This window comes from Granulicella sp. WH15 (assembly GCF_009914315.1).
In the GTDB taxonomy this organism is placed as follows: domain Bacteria; phylum Acidobacteriota; class Terriglobia; order Terriglobales; family Acidobacteriaceae; genus Edaphobacter.
In genome coordinates this window covers 4,037,090-4,056,879 of the sequence record NZ_CP042596.1, presented here as the reverse complement: position 1 = coordinate 4,056,879, position 19,790 = coordinate 4,037,090, and the positions used below count along the sequence as shown (strand labels likewise).

The 19,790-nt window shown below is 64.2% G+C and carries 11 protein-coding genes; 6 read left to right on the top strand and 5 right to left on the bottom strand.

Going from position 1 to position 19,790, the window contains the following annotated elements; all coding sequences use genetic code 11:
• Positions 1-58: 58 nt before the first annotated feature.
• The 3 genes from FTO74_RS16840 to ald form a co-directional block, all read right to left on the bottom strand.
• The gene (locus tag FTO74_RS16840) at positions 59-1,426 is read right to left on the bottom strand and encodes a sigma-54 dependent transcriptional regulator (RefSeq protein ID WP_162539180.1); all 1,368 of its coding nucleotides are present in this window, start codon (positions 1,424-1,426) and stop codon (positions 59-61) included.
• 18 nt (positions 1,427-1,444) lie between these two features.
• Positions 1,445-3,880, bottom strand: coding sequence for an ATP-binding protein (locus FTO74_RS16835; protein ID WP_162539179.1), 2,436 nt, complete (start codon positions 3,878-3,880; stop codon positions 1,445-1,447).
• A gap of 185 nt (positions 3,881-4,065) precedes the next feature.
• Entirely contained in the window at positions 4,066-5,178 is a 1,113-nt protein-coding gene (gene ald / locus FTO74_RS16830) for an alanine dehydrogenase (RefSeq protein WP_162539178.1), read from the bottom strand.
• A 239-nt stretch (positions 5,179-5,417) separates the two neighbouring features.
• Here ald and FTO74_RS16825 point away from each other — a divergent pair, with 239 nt between their 5' ends.
• Entirely contained in the window at positions 5,418-6,437 is a 1,020-nt protein-coding gene (locus tag FTO74_RS16825) for a rod shape-determining protein (RefSeq protein ID WP_174242274.1), read from the top strand.
• 74 nt (positions 6,438-6,511) lie between these two features.
• Here the strand turns inward: FTO74_RS16825 and FTO74_RS16820 are convergent, their stop codons facing one another.
• On the bottom strand, positions 6,512-10,711 hold the full coding sequence (locus FTO74_RS16820; protein WP_162539176.1) for a choice-of-anchor D domain-containing protein: 4,200 nt from the start codon (positions 10,709-10,711) through the stop codon (positions 6,512-6,514).
• A gap of 269 nt (positions 10,712-10,980) precedes the next feature.
• On the opposite strand from FTO74_RS16820, the gene FTO74_RS16815 reads away from it, so the two are divergent.
• The 4 genes from FTO74_RS16815 (at position 10,981) to mrdA (ending at position 15,986) form a co-directional block, all read left to right on the top strand.
• Complete coding sequence (locus FTO74_RS16815) at positions 10,981-12,105, top strand: esterase (protein WP_162539175.1); 1,125 nt, start codon at positions 10,981-10,983, stop codon at positions 12,103-12,105.
• A gap of 177 nt (positions 12,106-12,282) precedes the next feature.
• A complete protein-coding gene (gene mreC, locus FTO74_RS16810) occupies positions 12,283-13,497 on the top strand; it encodes a rod shape-determining protein MreC (RefSeq protein ID WP_162539174.1) in 1,215 nt (404 codons plus the stop codon).
• Positions 13,498-13,513: 16 nt separating this feature from the next.
• Positions 13,514-14,038, top strand: coding sequence for a rod shape-determining protein MreD (mreD, locus tag FTO74_RS16805; RefSeq protein WP_162539173.1), 525 nt, complete (start codon positions 13,514-13,516; stop codon positions 14,036-14,038).
• 58 nt (positions 14,039-14,096) lie between these two features.
• Positions 14,097-15,986 carry a penicillin-binding protein 2 gene (gene mrdA, locus FTO74_RS16800; RefSeq protein WP_162539172.1) on the top strand — a complete coding sequence of 630 codons (1,890 nt, stop codon included), beginning with the start codon at positions 14,097-14,099 and terminating at the stop codon, positions 15,984-15,986.
• A 240-nt stretch (positions 15,987-16,226) separates the two neighbouring features.
• On the opposite strand, the gene FTO74_RS16795 is transcribed toward mrdA, so the two are convergent.
• Positions 16,227-18,371, bottom strand: coding sequence for a S9 family peptidase (locus FTO74_RS16795; RefSeq protein WP_162539171.1), 2,145 nt, complete (start codon positions 18,369-18,371; stop codon positions 16,227-16,229).
• Positions 18,372-18,599: 228 nt separating this feature from the next.
• On the opposite strand from FTO74_RS16795, the gene rodA reads away from it, so the two are divergent.
• Positions 18,600-19,700 (top strand): rod shape-determining protein RodA, encoded by a 1,101-nt coding sequence (rodA, locus tag FTO74_RS16790; RefSeq protein ID WP_162539170.1) that lies wholly within the window; start codon positions 18,600-18,602, stop codon positions 19,698-19,700.
• Positions 19,701-19,790: the final 90 nt, after the last annotated feature.

Sequence of the window (19,790 nt, the reverse complement as noted above, 5' to 3'; positions counted from 1 at the left end):
TGTTTTTAATCCGCCTTGATCCGTCTTATCCGCGTCCGGCTTTGTGTTTCGGAGCAGGTTACTGCTCGCGGACGGCAACCCCGAGCGCTTTCATCTTGCGGTAGAGGTGGCTGCGTTCGAGGCCGAGGCTCTCGGCGGCGCGGCTTACGTTGCCATGACACTCGTCCAGTTTCTTCAGGATGTAGTCGCGCTCGTAGGCTTCACGAGCTTGCAGCAGAGTAGCGAACTCCTCTCCGCGCGCGGCGGGCTTGCCCGCATCGCGGTAGACGAGCATGGGCAGATGCTTGCGTTCGATGCGGTTGACCTTGGGGTTCAGGATGATGACGCGCTCGATGAGGTTGCGCAGCTCGCGCACATTGCCGGGCCAGTGGTACTGCTTCAGCGCGTCCAGCGCATCGGCGGCCATCTCGACACGCGGACGCCCATACTGGCTGCCGAATTCTACGAGAAACTCCTTGACCAGCAGCGGAATATCTTCCTTGCGGTCGCGCAGCGGAGGCACGAAGAAGGGGATGACGTTGAGGCGATAGAAAAGGTCTTCGCGGAAGTTGCCGCGTGCGATCTCCTCTTCGAGATCCTTGTTGGTGGCGGCGATGACGCGCACATCGACGTGGACCGGATGCGATGCGCCCACGGGCAGAAAGCGTTGTTCATCGAGCGCGCGCAGCACTTTGGCCTGGGTCTTCAGGCTCATGTCGCCTACCTCATCGAGAAAGAGCGTACCTCCGTCGGCGCGTTCGAAGGTACCACGTTTCTCTGAAGGGCCACCTGCAACGGCACTGTTCCTGTAGCCGAACAATTCGCTCTCGATGTAGTCCTCGGGGATGGCGGCGCAGTTCAGCTCGACGAAGACGCGCTCTTTACGCAGGCTCTCGGCGTGCATGGCGCGGCCGATCAGCTCCTTACCGGTGCCGCTCTCGCCGTAGATGAGCACGCGGCCGTTGGTGGGGGCCATTAGCTTGATCTGCTGGCGCAGCGCCTTCATGGGCACGGAGTCGCCGGTGACGGTGCCCCTGGCCGCGAGCTGCCGCGCGAACTCCTTGTTGTCCTCGCGCATACGCCGGGTCTCGATGGCGTTCTTGAGCACGATGAGCGTGCGCGCCAGCGAGAGCGGCTTCTCGAGAAAGTCGTAAGCGCCGAGTTTGGTCGCACGCACGGCGGCTTCAATCGTGCCGTGGCCCGAGATGATGACGACTTCGGGTACGTTGGAGGCGTCGAGCTGCCGTATCTCGCCGAGCGTGTCGAGCCCGTCGCGATCGGGCAGCCATATGTCGAGCAGGACGACGTCGTAAGCAGCGTCGCGGAGCAGTGTCAGGGCCTCGGCGGCGGTGCCCGCGCAGGTGACGGCGTAGCCTTCCTCCTCAAGGATGGATTGCAGCGATTCGCGAATCTCGGTCTCGTCGTCGACGATGAGTACGTGGTTCAAACAGCCTCCTGGTGCTGGTTAGTTCGGCCTAGCGGTGGTGGCCGCGCCGACGTTCAAAGGTGTGCTGTGGACTGCGCTAGTCTCGCCCAGCTCTTCGCCGCTGGCGGGCTTCAGCTCCACGATGAAGCGGGCTCCGGCGGGCTCGTTCTTCTCGGCGCGGATGGTGCCCTGGTGTTCTTGAATGATCTTGGCCGCGATGGCGAGGCCGAGGCCGGTGCCGCGCTGCTTCGTCGAGAAGTAGGGCAGAAAGAGCCGCTCGCGCATCTCGGCGGTCAGGCCCGCTCCGGTATCGGCCACGGTCAGCTCGACCATGCCGTTGGCCAGTAGCGCGGTGCTCACCCACATCTCGCGCAGCAGGCTCTGCTGCATGGCCTCCACGGCATTGTCGATCAGGTTGCCGAGCGCGCGCTTCATGGCTTCGGGGTCGGCCATCACGAGCGGCAGATCCTCCGCGAACCGGCGCACTAGGCGGATACCCTGCATCCTTCCGGCGAACATGGCCAGCGAGTTCTCGACGATGGTGTTCAGGTCGGCGGGCCGCGGCCGTGCCGTGGGGAACTCGGCCAGCGCGGCGAACTGATCGACCAGAGACCTCATGCTCTCGACCGAGGAGGAGATCACCTCGCTCGAGCGGCGGATGATCGCGACCGAGGGCGATCCGAGCGAGTTGGCCTCAAGGGTCAGGCCGATGCGCTCGATGTGGCGGCCAATCTGCTCGGCGTTGAGCGAGATGGGCGTCAGCGGGTTCTTGATCTCGTGAGCCACCCGGCGGGCGACCTCCTTCCAAGCGCTCTGGCGCTGGGCGCGCAGCAGCTCGGTCGCGTTCTCGAGCACCAGCACATAGCCCAGGTGAGCCTCCTGCGGGTCACTCAGCAGCGAGCGGCCCGTGCCCGTCTCGAGCAGCGCCACGGTGGCCAACAGGTTCAGCACGCCGGAGCCGGTGTCCATCTCCATCTCGCCCGAGGCCGAGCCCATGCGGTGGCTGCGCAGCACCAGCCGGTCCAGCGGTTCGACCACCTCGGCGGGGAAGACCTCGCTGAGCGTCCGTCCGATGAAAGGTCGCTGGCCGCCGGGGTCGATCATCTCGCTGAGCGCGCGGTTGGCCAGCACGATGCGGCGCTCGCGGTCCAGCGTGGCGACTCCGTTAGGGATGGTCTCGAGCATCGTCTCCAGCTCGCCGCGGCGCGCTCGCAGGGCGGCGTTGGCGTCCGAGAGCAGGGCGGTCGAGGCGTCGACCTGGGCGCGGCTGTCTTCGAGGTCGGCGGCCATCTGGTTGAAGCTGCGGACCAGCTCGCCCAGCTCCTCGGTAGCGCTCTCGTGGACGCGGTGGCCGTAGTCTCCGGCGGCGATGGACTCCATCGCGTCGGCCAGCGCCTCCACCGGCTTGGTGACCTGACGCGAGAGGTGCAGAGCCAGCCAGCAGGAGCAGAAGAGCGCGAGGCTGGTCATCATCAGCAGCAGGAGCATGTACAGGTTGCGCACCTGGCGGCGCGCACGGAAGAGCACCCAGTACTGGTCGGCGGCCTTGCGCATCTGGGCCATGGTATTGGACATGCCGTAGGGCATGGGCAGGCCGACGACGACGGTTCCGCCCTGCTTCAGCACAGCGGTGCCCAGGGCGTAGTCGGTCCCGCCAAGGGAGAACATGGGTTGGTCGTCGCGTTCGGAGGCGCTCAGGATGGCTGCATCCATCGATGTGCCCAGGGCGGTCCCCGCCACATGGGCGGGCTTGGAGTCATCGTCGCCGCCGTCGACAGTCTCGCCTGCTTCGGGCAGCCAGGGCTTCACCTCGGCGGTAACGCCGTCACGCCGAGGCATGTGGAAGGCGGCGATGGCGTTACCTTCGCGGAAGACCATCGCGAAGCCGCCCTGCAGCGTCAGTTCATGCAGGCGCAGGACGCGATCGACCGCTGCCCTGGAAGCCGCCGTATCCTTGGTGTGGCCCGTATCGCGTCCCAGGCTGGCGCGGCCCAGGTCGGCGATGCCGTTCTTGATCGACTCGGCCTCCACCCGCGCGTTGGCCGAGGTGTAGCGCGACAGGTCGGTGGCCAGGCGGTTGGAGTCGTCGTGGATCTGGGTGACGGGCTGCGAGAACCAGCGCTCGACGGCGCGGTTCATCAGCAGGTAGCTGAAGCAGAACATGAAGGCGATGGGCAGCAGGCTTACCAGCACGGCTCCCCACAACATGCGGGTGCGCAGGCGCGAGCCCATCACTCGGCTGCGCTGGTCGGCGTACAGCTTCAGCACGTTGCGCACCAGCAGCACCAGCACGGCGACGAAGAGCAGGAACGCCACGGCGGAGAGGCCGGTGTAGACGACGATCTGGCTGGTGGTCGCGGGGTTCAGGAACTTGAGGTTCCAGGCGTTCATGGCGGCCAGCCCGGAGAAGAGGATCAGCAGGCCTACACCCAGCGCGATACTCAGCAGCTTGCGGCGATGCGCGCTGGTCGTCATATCTGGTGCGTCTCCTTAAACCCTTAGACGGAGATTATAGGTACTTTGTGCGGTCTTGGGGCCTGCGAGGGGAGCAACGGCAAAGGTCCTCTCGCTGGTCGGAAACAAAAATGTTCGTTTCCGACCAGCGGGAGGACCTCAGAAGATGATCCCGCCCATACCGCCCCGAGAACGGTACGAAGTACCTAGACGAGGTCGGCGATCTTGCTCCATTCGCGGTTCTGGGCCTCGGCGACTGCGCCGTAGGTCAGCTTGCCCGCGTAGGTGTTGACGCCCTCCGCGATGCCCGCGTCCGCCTTGATCGCCTCCTGCGCGCCCAGCTTGGCCAGCTTCATCAGGTAGGGGAAGGTGGCGTTGGTCAGCGCCAGGGTCGAGGTGTAGGGCACCGCCGCAGGCATGTTGGTGACGCAGTAGTGAACCACGCCGTCGATGACGAACGAGGGATCGGTGTGGGTGGTGGGACGAGCCGTCTCGATGCAGCCGCCCTGGTCGATGGCGACGTCCACAATGACCGCGCCCTTCTTCATCTTGGCGACCATGCCGCGCGTGACGATCTTGGGTGCCGCCGCGCCGGGGATGAGCACGCCGCCGATGACCAGATCGGCCTCAGCCACCGCCCGTTCGACGTTGTAGCTGTTCGACATCAGCGTATGCACGCGTCCGCCGAAGATATCGTCCAGCTCGCGCAGACGGTTCAGGTTCAGGTCCACCAGGGTGACGCGCGCGCCCATGCCCAGCGCGATCTTGGCCGCGTTCAGCCCGACGATGCCGCCGCCGATGATGCAGACATTACCCGGAGGCGTGCCGGGAACGCCGCCCAGCAGCACGCCGCGCCCGCCCTTTTCCTTCTCCAGATAGGTAGCGCCGACCTGCACGCTCATACGCCCGGCGACCTCGCTCATGGGCGTCAGCAGCGGCAGCGTGCCCTGGCGGTCGCGCACCGTCTCATAGGCGATGCCGGTAACCTTCTTTTCGAGCAGCGCGCCGGTCAGCTCCGGCAGCGGAGCCAGGTGTAGGTAGGTGAACAGGACGAGGCCCTCGCGGAAGTGCTTATACTCCTTCTCGACCGGCTCCTTTACCTTGACGACCATGTCGGCGAGGCTCCAGGCGTCGTGGGCCGAGCCGACGATCTCGGCTCCGGCGGCCTGGTATTCGTCATCGACAAAGGCCGAGAGCGCACCCGCGTTGGTCTCCACGAGCACTTGATGGCCGGCTTCGACCAGCGCCTTGACGCCCGCCGGGGTTACGCCGACGCGGCTTTCGTGATCCTTCACTTCCTTCGGCACACCAATAATCATGCTTTCCTCGTTTTCTCCAATTCTAGTATGGGAGTCCGGTCCCAGTATGGGAAGCTCGTGAATGAACGGATTGCGCCGTTTCCCGCAGGAACTCAGGCATTACAATGAGCAAAGACCTGCACACAGTACTCCCGACCGATCACTCGACCGGATCACTCGACTGGATCACTCGACTAGGAAACGACCGAAAGCTCATGTCCTCGAATACATTTCAGAAACGCTACTCGCGTGTGCACAACATGCGCTCCTTGTTCAGCCTGTTCTCGTCCGACCTGGCGATTGACCTGGGCACGGCCAACACGCTTGTCTTTGCTCATGGCAAAGGGATTATCGTCAACGAGCCCTCGATCATCGCAGTCAATTCGGTCACCGGCGAGGTGGAGGCCGTGGGTAAAGAGGCGAAGGAGATGCTGGGGCGCACGCCGGGCAACATCGTCGCCATCAAGCCGATGAAGGACGGCGTCATCGCCGACTTCAAGCAGACGGAAAAGATGTTGAACTACTTCATCCACAAGGCGCACAACCGCAAGATGATGGTGCATCCTCGCATCGTGATCGGCGTTCCGTCGGAGATTACGCAGGTGGAGAAGCGCGCCGTCATGGACTCGGCCTATCGGGCCAAGGCCAGCGAGGTGCATCTGGTCGAGCAGGCCATGGTGGCGGCCATCGGAGCGGGGCTGCCCATCACCGAGCCGGGCGGCAACATGGTAGTCGATATCGGCGGCGGCACCAGCGACATCGCGGTAATCTCGCTGGCGGGCATCGTCTACTCGCGATCGGTGCGTATGGCGGGCAACCAGATGGACGAGGCCGTCATTACCTATCTGAAGCGCAAGTACAACCTGCTGATCGGCGAGCGCACGGCGGAGCAGATCAAGATCGAGCTGGGTTCGGCGTACCCGCTGGACAAGCCGCTGACGATGGAGGTCAAGGGCCGCAACCTGATCGAGGGCGTGCCCAAGACGATCACGATTGAGGACTCCGAGATTCGCGAGGCGCTGGGTGAGTGTATCGCCACTATTATCAATGGGATACGCGTTGCGCTCGAGCGCACGCCGCCGGAGCTTTCGGCCGATATCTCCGACCGCGGCATCGTGCTGACGGGCGGCGGGGCGCTCATCAAGAACTTAGACAAGCGTATCCGCGAGGAGACGGGGCTGCCGGTCTCGGTGGCCGACGATCCCCTGGCTTCGGTGGTCCTGGGCACGGGCAAGATGCTCTCGGACTTCAAGCTGCTGCGCAAAATCTCGATCGACTAGTCTTTAGTAACGAGTCCCAACAAGAAAAACGGCTGGACAGGGGAGACCCGGTCCAGCCGTTTTTCTTGTGTGGGTCATGGTGTTCTTATCGATGCGAAGCCGGCTGGGTTGAGTGTGGTGGAGTCCGATGTGATGCTCGGGTCAGTGGCCTCTCCCGTCAGCGGCAGCGTACCGACCGAGGTCGTTGCACCGGTGTTGAAGCTGATCGCCGCGGTGCGGGTTCCGGCCGCGGTGGGGTTGAAGGCTACGGTAAGGGTGCAGTAGCTATTGGCAACTAGTTCCAGGCAGTTACTGGCGTTTGTGAGGACGTAGTCGGCGGCGTTGGCTCCGGTCAGGGAGATACTGGACATATTCAACGTGGCATCCCCGGTGTTGGAGAGCTTAATGCTCTGGGGCGTGGACATAGAGCCCATGGGCCGGGAGGGGAAATTGAGGGAAGAAGGGGAGAAACTGAAGATCGGGATTCCGGGAGAGCCGGAGAGGTGTATGTCGACGAACTCCGAACTGACTGTGTCAGTGACCCTGATGTCGCCAGAATCGAAGCCTCCGGACGGGGAAGACACAGTCGGCGCATAAGTAGCCGTGAAGGTGCAGGTGCCGCTGTTACAAGTCGCGGTGGGGAAGATGAAGGCCGCGGAGCAGGAGCCGAAGCAGGATGCGGGTGGACCGATAGCCACAGTCAGGGGGTGAGAGTCAGGACTGGTGACACTAAAGGTCTGGCTCGTCGTGGCACCAAGATGGGTGGGGGGAAAGGAGAGCGAATTTGGAGAAACAGATGGGGGAAGATAGTAGACCATCGCATTGAAGCTGGCGGTGAGGGTCTTTCCAGAGATGGCATCCATGCTGCTGAAGGTGACAGTATGGGTTCCGGTTACCGAGGAACTGTACGTTATATTGACCGTGCAGGTGGCTGCGATTGCGACCTTTCCGCAGGTACTGCCGGTGATGACGGCATCGGTCGTCGAGCTGGAGAGCTGAGAAAGATCGAGGCTGGTGGTTCCATTGTTCGAAAGGGTGAGTGTGTCACTGGCGGGCGCTGAGCCTTTATTGACCTGGACGGGAGATTGCGGCGTAAGCGAGAAGGAGGGACCGGCTTCCTGTCCCGCTCCCGAGAGGACATGGACCTCTCGGATGGAGAACGATCCACCGTAGTCTCCGGGAGCCAGGACCACATAGACGGAGAGACGCTTTCCGGTTGTAGTCGGCTGGAAGATCACCTGTTCGTTGCATCCCACCATCGGTACTCCACATTGGCTATCAGGGGTCGTCGAGGCGGGGAAGTCCGCGCTGTCCGGTCCAGTCATAATGGCGGTAAAGCTGCCGATATATCCGATTGACAGGTTGCCCTCAATCATCAAGGGAGCATTGCTCGGCATTCCGACCGCCCAGGTTCCGAAGTCGTTGGCCGTAGCCGGCACATTGACCGTGTTGGAGAGGGCCACGGTACTGGGAGCGGTGGGGTCATTGCTGACAAGTGTGAGCGTGCCGGTGTAGCTGGTGGCCGTGGTCGAAGGGGCCGCCGGGACCTCGATGGGCCAGACCGTGATGGTGCAGACCGACTGGCCGAGAAGCTCGGAGCCGCAGTTGTTGGTCTGGTAGAAGCTGGGGCTGATATTGATGGCCGAGATCAGCAGCGGCGCGGAGCCGCTATTGGTGACGGTAACGGTATTGCCGGTGATCGTGGGTTGTGCGTAGCCGGTCGCGTTGAAAGAGACTGCGTAGTTGGTGAAGGCCAGCGAGTTGGTCGAGAGGGTGATCGAGCTGGGCGGCGGGGGTATCGTTGCGGTTCCGCTTCCGGTGAGGGGGATGGTCGAGGCGGCGGGGGCGTTCGAGGCGATGGTGACGGCGGCGGTGCGAGTTCCCGCCGCCGTGGGATTGAAGGCGACGGTAAAGGTGCAGTGGGCCGAGGCTGCCAGCGATGCCGGGCAGGCATTGGCGAGGGAGTAATCTGCGGCGTTAGCACCGGAGAGGGTGATACCGGTAAGGTTCAGTGCTCCGGTGCCAGAGTTGGTGAGGGTAACGGTCTGGGCCGCGGAGGTCGAGCCGACCGGTTGCGAGGCGAACGTGATCGACGTGGGCGAAAGCGAGATCGCCGACGTTGTGCCGGTTCCTGTGAGAGCGATCGTATTGGGTGACGAGGTTGCGTTGGAGACGATGGAGACGGCCGCTGTTCGAGTTCCTGCTGCGATGGGCTTGAAGGCGACGGTAAAGGTGCAGTGGGCCGAGGCTGCCAACGTTGCAGGGCAGGCGTTAACCAGCGAGTAGTCCGTTGCGTTGGCTCCAGCGAGGGTGATGCTGGTGAGGTTCAGCGTGCCGGTACCGGAGTTGGTGAGGGTGACGGTCTGAGCTGGGGAGGCGGAGCCGATTGTCTGCGATGCAAAGGTGAGCGAGGCGGCCGAAAGCGAGATCGCCGCCGTTGTGCCGACGCCTGTGAGAGGGATCGTAAAGGGGGCCGAACTTGCGTTGGAGATAATGGAGAGCGTAGCGGTGCGCGTTCCGATTGACGAGGGTTTGAAGGTGACGGAGTAGGTGCAGTGGGCCGATGCTGCCAGCGTTGCAGGGCAGGCGTTGACCAGGATGTAATCGGCTGCGTTGGCTCCGGTCAGGGTGATGCTGGCGATGTTCAGTATTCCAGTGCTGGTGTTGGTCAGGGTGACGGTCTGGGCCGGGGAGGTCGATCCGACCAGAGTGTAGAAGTTGAGCTCGCCGGACGAGAGCGAGAACGATGGAGCTATTCCGGTGCCTGTGAGAAGGATCGTATTGGGCGACGAGGTTGCGTTGGAGACGATAGTAATCGTGGCCGTTCGAGTTCCTGCTGCCGTGGGCTTGAAGGTGACGGAGAAGGTGCAGTGGGCCGAGGTCGCCAGCGTTGCGGAGCAGGAGTTGGCCAGGGTGTAATCGGCCGCGTTGGCTCCGGCGAGGGTGATGCTGGAGAGGTTCAGCGTTCCGGTGCCGGAGTTGGTCAAGGTGATGGCCTGGGCCGCTGAGGTGAAGCCGATCGTCTGCGAAGTGAAGGTGAGCGAGGCGGGTGAGAGCGTGATGGCCGGAGCGCTGGCCGTGGCCGTGCCGGTGAGCAGGATGGGCTGCGGCGAGTTGGGCGCGTTCGAGGTGACGACCAGGTAGGCAGAGCGGCTGCCCGCGGCCGTGGGGGTGAAGCCGACGGTGGCGGTGCAGGTCGCCTGCGGCTGCAGCGAGGCGGTGCAGTTGGAGGTCTGGGCGAAGTCGGCGGCGTTGATCCCGGCCAGCGAGAGGCTGGTGAGCGCAATGGCCGAGGTTCCGGTGTTGGTGAGGGTGACGGCCTGGGTGGGGGCAGTGGTCGAGACCGGCGTCGCAGCGAAGCTGAGGCCCGCAGTGGGGGTGATCTTGAGCGTGCTGGGGACTTGGAGGCGCACGGTCCAGTTCAGTGGAGCCTGGGCCGGGATGGGCTGGAAGGGACCGGAGTCGGAGGCGAGGTGGAAGAGCGAGGCGACGTTGAGAGTCGGGTTCTTGGCGATGTTCAGCAGAGCGGTGAGGGTGGTGGCGGGAGCGGTGGCTCCGGAGGGCGTGGCGAGGGTGAGCAGGTCGCCGCAAGGGGTGCTGTCGCCTGCCGCGCCGCCGGTGGTGTCGATGCAGGTGGCGAGGATGTCGGCCAGGGTGTTGATCTGTTCGACTGGGACGGTGTCGCCTGCGGGGACAGCGGCTCCGGGGGTGACGCCGGTGGTGGGGTTGGCGAAGGCGGCGGCCAGGGTGAAGGCACTGGTGAGGTCGGCGGAGTTGGCCGGGCTGGTTCCGATGGCGGTGGGGCTGGTGAAGTAGGGTTCGAGCGCGGCGACGGCGGCGACGGTGGTCAGCTCGTTGATGACGAAGTTGGCCGACGGCGTAAGGCTGCTGCAGGGGCCGATGGCGGCCATCATGGACAGGGCCTTGTTGTTGGTGCCGGAGGCCAGGCCGGGGTTGCCGCCGGTGGCGACCAGGTAGACGAGCGCCGAGGCCGAGGGGCAGGCCTCGCTGCCCTGCATGGTGAAGCTGCCGTTGCTGTCGCTGGTGACGGCGGGGTTCAGGAGCGGAGTGGCGGCGGAGCCGTCGCCGGTGGTGCCGACGGCGTAGAGCTGGATGGTAGCTCCAATGACGGGGATGGTGCCGCCGAAGACGGTGCCGTGCTGAGTGGCCGGGGTGGGTGGCGTCGTAACTGGGGGAGGAGTCGTTCCGGAGGAACTGCCGCCGCCGCAACTGGAGATAAGGAAAGAGAGGGCGAGGACCGCGAAGGCGGGGAGGAGGCGAACGGCACGAACCATGATGGTCACCCTCTGAACACAGGTTGGGACAAAGATCGTTAGCGCTCCCCTCGGGTGGGGCTGGCGCTGGGTCTAAAGACACCAAAAGCTGGACTTAAGGACTTTCGCGGGTGATTGTTACATGAATCCATTACGTTTGGGTGGATATTTGCACGTCTGGGGAAGAATTAACCAGCTTGATTGTGCAAATGGATGTTATAGATGCGATGGAGTGTGAATTGAAGAATTGCTGCCTCGGGATGAGGAATGGGGCACGCTACACTGCATCCATGAAGCTATGGGGTGTGGTTCTTCTGGTGTGGGTGGCGTCGGCGTTGGGGCAGGAGACGGCAAAGGTGCCGCTGCATCGCTCGCCTGAGGTCAATGCGGATCGCAGCATCACGTTTCGCTACCTGGGAGCCGGGGCCTCGAAGGTCGAGGTGGAGATCGATTGGCTCAACAAGAAGGTGCCGATGGTGAAGGGCGCGGACGGCGTCTGGAGCTTCACCACCGCGCCGCTGCCGCCGCAGATCTACTCCTACTCGTTCTATGTGGATGGCGAGCAGATCTTCGATCCGGGCAATCTGGACGTCGCGCCGAACCTGGTCTACCACGACAACATGGTGGAGGTGCCGGGCTCGGGGCAGGAGCTTTGGGACGTGACGCCGGTGCCGCATGGAGAGGTGCATCGGCACGTCTACACGACCAAGGTGCTGGTGGGGCTGCGGCAGGCGCAGGAGCCGTACATGGTCTATACGCCGCCGGGGTATGATGCGCACGCGGCGAAGCCCTATCCAGTGCTTTATCTGCTGCACGGCTGGTCGCAGACGGAGGCGGGGTGGACGTCGACCGAGAAGGCGGCGCTGATCCTCGACAACCTGCTGGCGGCGGGGAAGATCAAGCCGATGGTGGTGGTGATGCCGCAGGGCTATGGGGATATGTCGTTCGTGGAGCGGCACGAGATCTGGGAGCACAAGGAGCCGGTGGACCACAACACGCGGCTGTTCGGGCAGGCGCTGCTGACGGAGATGCTGCCTCGCGTGGAGGCCGAGTACCGGGTGGCGCGGGACCGCGAGGGCCGGGCGATTGCGGGGCTTTCGATGGGCGGGCTGGAGAGCCTGTCGGTTGGGCTGGGCAATCCGGATAAGTTTGCCTGGGTGGGTGGGTTCTCTTCGGCGGTGCATCTGTTTGCTTATCCAAACCCGGTGGCGGGGCTGGACCCGAAGACGGCGAAGCTGCGGCTGTTGTGGATCGCCTGTGGGACGGAGGATAGCTTGATTGAGCCGAACCGGAAGCTGGTGACCTACCTGAAGGGGGCAGGGGTGCCGGTAACGGCAGTGGAGACGCCAGGGGCGCATGTATCGCAGGTATGGCGGTGGAATCTGGCGGAGTTTGCTCAACTGTTATTCCGATAAGACGTCTTTCACGCGAAGCGTCGAGAACGGTACGAAGTACCGCCCGTCCGGCGTGAGGACGTTTTGTTGTTGTCTTTGGTGCTGGCCTCGATGCCTTACTTGAGAAACTTTCCCCTGGTTGCGATGTAGCCTGATAATGAATCTGGAGTGCTGCGCCGGGCACCTCCCCTGTCAAACATGGAATCGTTTTTCATCCGATTTAAAAACGCTCTCGTCCTGATCGCGATCCTGCTGGTGCAGACGATTGCGCTGGCGGTGCAGGTGCGTCGTCCCGTGGACCCGATGCGGCCGGATGCGAGCCAGGTGAGGCTGATCCGGTTGTGGACGCTGGCGGTGATTACTCCCTTTGAGCGGGCGGCGACGGGGATCGGCCACGCGGTGCGGTACGGCTGGTCGGACTACGTGAACATGCGCAAGGTGCTGCGCGAGGACCACGAGCTGAGGGAGCGGCTGGCGCAGTTTCAGGTGCAGCAGGGGGCCATCGCGGAGGACGCGATCGAGGGCCAGCGGCTGAAGAAGCTGCTCGGATTTCAGCAGCAGTATGTGGTCAAGACGCTGCCCGCGCAGGTCATCGGAACGTCGGGCACAGAGCAGTCGCGGCTGCTGGTGCTGGACAAGGGCGAGGCAGACGGGCTGAAGCCGGACATGGCCGTGATTACGCCGGACGGCGTCGTGGGCAAGATCCGCGATGTCTTTCCGCACACCTCGCAGCTGCTGCTCATCAACGACCAGACGGCCGGGGCCGGGGTAGTGCTGGAGTCGACGCGGGTGCGCGCGGTGCTGCACGGCACGGCGACGGGCAAGGTGGTCATCAGCAACCTGACCGCCGATGAGCGGATCAAGCCGGGCGAGCTGGTGGTGACCTCGGGCGGCGACCAGGTCTTTCCGCGCGGGCTGGCCGTGGGCAAGATCGCCTCCATCGAGCCGGACCGCGACCACCAGCCATACACGACGATCACGCTGACGACGGCGGCGAACCTCTTCCAACTGGATGAAGTGCTGGTGATTACGGGGCTGGGATCGAGCCTGCCCGCATTGGTGCAGCAGCAACTGGCCGCTGAAGAGGGGATGCACGCGGCGGATGTGAGCGCCGAGCGCCTGCCCCGGCTGCATGAAGATCAGCCAGCTTCGGCTGCTGCTCCAACTGCTGACGGAAAGACGCCCGATGCTACGGCTGTGCCTGCGGAGAACTCGAAGGACCTGGTGCCGAAGCCGAAGCCGGTGGTGCATCCGGATAGGTACTCGCCGGGAGCGGCTCCGCCGGCCGCGGAGCTGACGCCGGGAGGAAGCACGGGGATGGCGCTGCCGGAGGTTCCGGTGGTGAAGGCTCCGGCGGTGAAGAAGCAGGCTCCACACGACGAGGATGTTGCTACTCCACCGCCTGCGATTTAAAGGAAAGTTGGAAACGATGCTGAACCGCAGTTACACCTCGCGCCGAGAGCTGGATGAGTACAGCTTCAGCCCCATCGTGGCTGTGGCGGTGCCGCTGGTGCTGCTGCTGTTGCAGGCGTTTCTGCCCAAGATGTTTCCGCGCCTGCTGATCCTCGATCTGCCGTTGATCGCGGTGATCTTCTTCAGCGTCTCGCGCCGCTCTCCTATCGCGGGCGCGCTGACGGGGGCCACCATCGGCCTTTTGCAGGACGCGCTCTCGGGCGGCTACCTGGGCGTGAACGGCATGGCCAAGTCGGTGATCGGCTTCGCGGCGGCGAGCATCGGCGTGCAGGTGGACGTCGAGAACCTGGCCACGCGGGCGGTGATGAACTTCGTGCTGGGCCTCATCCAGTCGGTGCTGCTGTTCGCCATCAACCGCTACCTGGAGGGGCTGAGCGGGGTGCGGTTCCTGTGGCTGCACGAGCTGGTGCGGGCGGCCATCAATACGGCGGTGGCGATTCCGCTCTTCGCGTTGCTGGATCGGTTCAAGGTGAGAGATTGAGATTCTTTTGCTCGCCTGATGCGGGCAGCCGGGTCTAAGGTAGAGAACAGGCGAGGCGATGAACTTCAAGATCGACAGGGCGACGCTGCTGGGACGGGAGGAGAAGCTCTCGCCGACGAAGCTGCACGCCAGCCAGTACCTTGTGGTGCTGATCCTGGTGGCGCTGGTGGCGGGTCTGTGGCGGTTGCAGGTGCTGGGGGCTGATGGCTGGCGGTCGCTGGCCGAGGCGAACCGCATTCGCAAGGTGCCGGTGCTGGCTCCGCGAGGCCGTCTGTTTGATCGAGAAGGCCGTCTGATCGTCGATAACTACCCTTCGACCACCTGCTTTCTGCTGCGAGAGCAGGTGACCAACGCGGGTGCCGACCTGCCCATGATCGCCGCCGCGCTGCACCTGCCGGTCGAGCAGATCGAGGCGACGATCAAACGCTATCAGGCCTCGCCGAAGTACCAGCCGATTCCGCTGAAGGCCGATATTACCCCGGATGAGCAGGCGTTCATCGAGGCGCACCGCAACGAGCTGCCCGAGCTGGAGACGCTGGACCAGCAGCGGCGGCTGTACCCGAAGGACGGCTTCGCCGCGCACCTGATCGGGTACGTCGGCGAGATCAGCGAGAACGACCTGAACCAGTCGAGGTATGCGTTCTACGAGCCCGGCGACGTAGTGGGCAAGTCGGGCGTCGAGGCCACGTACGACGCGGTGCTGCGCGGCGTGGACGGCTCGCGCGACGTGATCGTGAACTCGCACGGCAAGGAGGTCGGCAACCTGGGGCAGGAGCTGGCCAAGCCCGGACAGGACCTGAAGCTGACGATCGACCTCGACATCCAGCGGGCGGCGGAGCAGGCGCTCGAGGGCAAGACGGGCGCGATTGTAGCCATGGACCCGCACACGGGCGAGATCCTGGCGATGGTCTCGCGGCCCACCTTCGACCCCAACCAGTTCAGCGTGCGGCTGACGCACAGCTACTGGACGAGCATCCTCGAGAACCCGGATCATCCGCTGCTGAACAAGGCGATTCAGGCACAGCTCGCGCCGGGCAGCACGTTCAAGATCATCATGTCGGTGGCGGGTTTGCAGGAGGGCGTGGCGCAGGATATGCACGTGCAGTGCAACGGCGGAGCCTCGTTCTTCGGTCACTTCTTCGCGTGCGACGCGCACCACGGCGCGGTCAATATTCACAACGCGATTCCGTTCTCGTGCGACACCTTCTACTACACGCTGGCCAACCGGCTGGGGATCGACAAGATCGCCGAGTACGCGCACGCGCTGGGACTGTCGCAGCGGACGGGGATCGACCTGCCGGATGAGGTAACCGGCGTGATGCCCTCGACCGCATGGGCGCTGAAGGACTATCACCGCAAGTGGTTTGCGGGCGAGACGATCTCGGTCGGGATCGGGCAGGGCGCGGTGGCGGCGACGCCGATCCAGATGGCGCGGGCGCTGGGCGGCATCGCCTCGGGCGGCGTGCTGCACCGGCCTCATGTGGTGATCGCGGGGCAGGTGAGCGCGGATCAGGAGTCGGCGATTGAGCAGACGTTCCCGGGGTCGGGCGAGAAGAAGATTCCTCTCTCAACGGAGAACTGGCAGACGATCACCGACGGCATGGCGGCGGTGACGAGTGGCGGCGGTACGGCGGCGGCGGCGCATCTCGAGGGGATCGACTTTGCCGGGAAGACCGGCACGGCGCAGGTGGTGGGGCACGATTCGGCGCTGCACGGGCACAACACGCTGCCGAATGCGTGGTTTGTGGGGATGGCTCCGCGGCGCAACCCGGATATTGTGGTGGCGGTGGTGTGGGAGCACGGCAACTGGGGGAACAACTCGGCCAAGCTGGCGTCGCAGGTGATTGATGCGTTTGTGACCAAGCAACGGCGGTTGAACCATAACCTGATCGCCGATGCGCCGAAGCCGGTTGCTCCGCCGAAGGTGGACAAAGAACCGACCAACTAGGTGCTTTCTGTTAGTTCCCGACCAACGGGAGGACCACGCGAAGCAGTAAAAAGGCGTGTAAACGCCCGCCCTCCGCGCAGGAGGCCCGTCCGGCAGGACAGTTTTTGCTGTTGCTTCTAGGGTAGGTCCGGGCTTTAGCCCGGACCTACCCTAGAAGCAACGACAAGAGCGAAGCAGATTCCTCCGCTTCGCTCCTGAATGACAACAAGAAAACAAGCAACGACGGGTGGCTCGAAGTACCTACTGAGCGTCGCCGTACTCGGGTTTGTTTGCGCCCATCAGGTACTTATCCATCCAGCCCATGATGTGCTCCAGCCTCTCCAACCGGTGCCAGGGTTCGCCGCTGCGGGATAGCTCGTGGTTCTCCCGCGGGAAGCGGACCTGCACCGTATTGATGTGGCGGTACTTGAGCGCGCGGTACATCATCTCGCCGCCCGAGGTGGGCGGGGTGCGGGTGTCGGACTCGCCGAGAATGAAGAGCATCGGCGTCGTCACGTTCTTGACGTAGGTGATGGGAGAGTGCTCGCGGAAGTCCTCCGGGAACTCGAAGGGCGCGCCCCGGAACCAGGTGGGCTGGAAGAGCGTGAAGTCGTCCGCGTACCACCAGGCGGTCCAGTCGGCGATATCGCGCTGGGCGACCGCTGCCTTGAACCGTTGGGTCTGGGTAACGGTCCAGTCGGTGAGCAGCCCGCCGCCCGAGCCACCGGTGACACCGAGCCGCTCGGGATCGACGTAGCCCTGCTTGATGACCTCATCGACGCCCGCCATCAGGTCCTTGAAGTCGTCGCCAGGGTACTTGTGCTGGATAACGTTGCCGAACTCCTGCCCGTAGGTGGTGGAGCCGCGCGGGTTGGGATACAGCACCACGTAGCCGCGCGCCGCCATCGTCTGGAACTCGTGGTCGAAGACCCATCCGTAGGCCGAGTGCGGGCCGCCGTGGATGTTGAGGATCATGGGGTACTTCTTGCCGGCGTCGAAGTTCGGCGGCCTCTGGACCCACGCCTGAATCTGGCGGCCATCGAAGGACTTGTACCGGACCTCCACGGGCATGGGCAGGTCGAGCTGCGAGAAGAGCGCCTGGTTGACGTGGGTGATCTGCGACTGCTTGCCCGAGGCGACGGTGAAGAGGTCGCCGATGTTGACCGGAGTGGAGATGAGCGCGAGGATCTTGCCGCCGGGGGTGTTCCAGTCGGGGCGGGCGGTGAAGCCGTTGACGGCCTGCTGGCCGTGCGAGACCTCGGTGACCGCGCCGGTCTTGGCGTCGATGCGGACAAGGTTGGCAGAGCCTTCGCGGCCCGTGAGCACGAGCAGGGAAGAGCCATCGGCAGCCCAGATGGCGGGCGACGGGCCAGCACCGCGCGGTGCGGTGTTGTCGCCCGCGACGCCCGAGCCGATGTCGAAGTCATACTTCGTGGTCAGGTTGCGCGGGGTGGCGTTGGCGGTGGAGACGTCCAGCGTGAACAGGTCCGGCTGGGTGTAGGAGTTGATCGGCTCCTCCTCGGTGGAGACGAAGGCCAGAGTGCGGCCATCGGGCGAGAGCGAGAGGCCGTGCGCGGCGATCTTGAGCGCGGAGACCACGCGAGGCTCAGCCGTGGGCGTCGCGATGGGCAGCTCGTAGACGGTGTTGTGGGGCGAGGTGAAGGCCGGGTCGGCCACATGCTCGGAGACGAAGTAGAGCTGGGCGGAGTCCTTCGACCAGATGGGGTCGGACTCGGTGTACTGGCCGCGGGTGAGCTGCACGGGCTTGGCGTCGGGAGCCGCGTCGATCACCCACAGGTGGCCGGGGTGCTTGAAGTCGATGAAGCCCGCGCCGTTCTCCTGAAAGTGGACCTGGGTGATGACCTTGACGTCGGAGACGCGCTCGCCCTTCTTCGGCTCGGTCGGCTCGTCCGGAATGGTGGTGGAGGAGAAGGCGAGGTGCTTGCCGTCGGGCGACCAGCGCGGGCTGGAGGCTCCGCGCGCGAGGGAGGTGATGGCGTGGGCCTCGCCGCCGGTGAGCGGCAGCAGGAAGATCTGAGAGGGCGAGGGGCGTCCGCCCTTGACCGCCGGGTCGGCGGAGCGGGTGAAGGCCAGTGTGGAACCGTCGGGCGACCAGGCGGGCTGGGCGTCGTGCGGCCCCTGCGTCAGGCGCGTGGGCGCGGCGCTGCCGTCGGTCGGGACGATCCAGAGCGAGGTCTCGTAGCCGGATTTATCGGCGTTGACGGTAGCCTCGACGAAGACAGCGCGGCTGCCGTCGGGCGAGAGCTGGGCGTCGCCGATCCAGCGGAAGGAGAAGATGTCCTGGGTGGTGATGGGGCGCTTGGCCGATTGGGCCACACCGGGCAGGGCGGCGAGCAGGAGCGCGAAGGCAGAGATGCGAACCAGACGAGCAGCAATGGAGGCCATATGAGTGTCTACGATAGCAGCGGCTGCGGGCGTTCTTAAAAAGAAATTGTCCTGCCGGACAGGCCCGCTACGCGCGGGGCGGGCGTTCACACGCCTTTTTAAAGCTTCGCGTGGCCCTTCCGTTGGTCGGGAAGAAAAATTCTCGCTGCCGACCAACGGAAGGCCCCATGCTGGTAACTCCCCCATGCCGCCCCCAAGACGGTACGAAGTACTACACTACAAGGGCTGATGCAGCGTTCTTCCTCATATCGCGATTTCGACTGGATGTTGCTGGGCTTTGTGCTGCTGCTCTCGCTGGTCAGCGTGCTGGAGATCCGCTCGGCTACGGCAATGACGAAGTTCCACGGCTTCGACCACAAACAACTGGGATTTCTGGCCATCGGGCTGGTGTTGATGTTCCTGATGTCGCTGGTGGACTACCACAACCTGCTCGAGATCGCGCCGTGGGCGTACGGCGTGGGCATCGTCGCGCTGGTGGCGGTGCGGCTGGTGGGGACCAAGGTGCTGGGCGCGCGGCGTTGGATACGGTTTCCGGGCGGCATCCACTTTCAGCCGTCGGAGTGGATGAAGCTGGTGCTGATCCTCTGCGTCGCCCGATACTTCTGGGGATTGGTGGGCAAACAGCTTACCTGGGGAGATATCTTCAAGGCGTTCGCGCTGGTCGGCGTGCCCATGCTGATGGTGCTGAAGCAGCCGGACCTGGGCACCGCGCTGACGTATGCGCCGGTGCTGGTGGCGGGGCTGTTTCTGGGCGGCATCCAATGGCGACAGGCGGCGATCCTGATTCTGGTCTTCGGGCTGGCGGGCGTGGCCGTGCTGAAGTCGGGCAAGGTGCTGAAGCCGTATCAGGTCCAGCGGCTCACCTCGTTTATGAACCCCGATGATGACCCCAGAGGCTCGGGATACCAGATCCGGCAGTCGCTGATCGCGGTGGGGTCGGGCGGGCTGTGGGGCAAGGGTGCGAACAAGGGGACGCAGACGCAGGGGGATTTCCTGCCGATTCCGTATACCGACTTCATCTTCGCGGCGCTGTGCGAGGAGCATGGGTTTCTGGGCGCGATTGTGGTGTTGCTGCTCTACTTCTTGATCCTGATGAGGCTGATCCAGAACGCGCAGACGGCGGGGGATGTGCCGGGGAGCTTCCTGATTATGGGGGTGGTGGCGGTGATTCTCTTCCAGATCGCGGTGAACGTGGGGATGGTGGTGGGGATGATGCCGGTGACGGGGATTCCGCTGCCGTTGCTGAGCTACGGCGGCTCGTCGGTGCTGTTTACGTTTCTGTCGCTGGGTATCGTAATGAACATCCGTATGCGTCGGTTTGTGAATTAAAGTCTTTCACGCGAAGCGTCGAGAACCGCACGAAGTGCCGCCCGCCCGGCGTAAGGGCGCTTTGCCTTTGTTCTTAAATGAACTCCGCGT

Excerpts from the sequence above, each read along its gene's own strand:
- FTO74_RS16835 (WP_162539179.1), bottom strand. The coding sequence starts at position 3,880 with ATGACGACCAGCGCGCATCGCCGCAAGCTGCTGAGTATCGCGCTGGGT.
- ald (WP_162539178.1), bottom strand. The coding sequence starts at position 5,178 with ATGATTATTGGTGTGCCGAAGGAAGTGAAGGATCACGAAAGCCGCGTC.
- FTO74_RS16825 (WP_174242274.1), top strand. The coding sequence starts at position 5,418 with ATGCGCTCCTTGTTCAGCCTGTTCTCGTCCGACCTGGCGATTGACCTG.
- FTO74_RS16820 (WP_162539176.1), bottom strand. The coding sequence starts at position 10,711 with ATGGTTCGTGCCGTTCGCCTCCTCCCCGCCTTCGCGGTCCTCGCCCTC.
- FTO74_RS16815 (WP_162539175.1), top strand. The coding sequence starts at position 10,981 with ATGAAGCTATGGGGTGTGGTTCTTCTGGTGTGGGTGGCGTCGGCGTTG.
- mreC (WP_162539174.1), top strand. The coding sequence starts at position 12,283 with ATGGAATCGTTTTTCATCCGATTTAAAAACGCTCTCGTCCTGATCGCG.
- mreD (WP_162539173.1), top strand. The coding sequence starts at position 13,514 with ATGCTGAACCGCAGTTACACCTCGCGCCGAGAGCTGGATGAGTACAGC.
- mrdA (WP_162539172.1), top strand. The coding sequence starts at position 14,097 with ATGAACTTCAAGATCGACAGGGCGACGCTGCTGGGACGGGAGGAGAAG.
- FTO74_RS16795 (WP_162539171.1), bottom strand. The coding sequence starts at position 18,371 with ATGGCCTCCATTGCTGCTCGTCTGGTTCGCATCTCTGCCTTCGCGCTC.
- rodA (WP_162539170.1), top strand. The coding sequence starts at position 18,600 with ATGCAGCGTTCTTCCTCATATCGCGATTTCGACTGGATGTTGCTGGGC.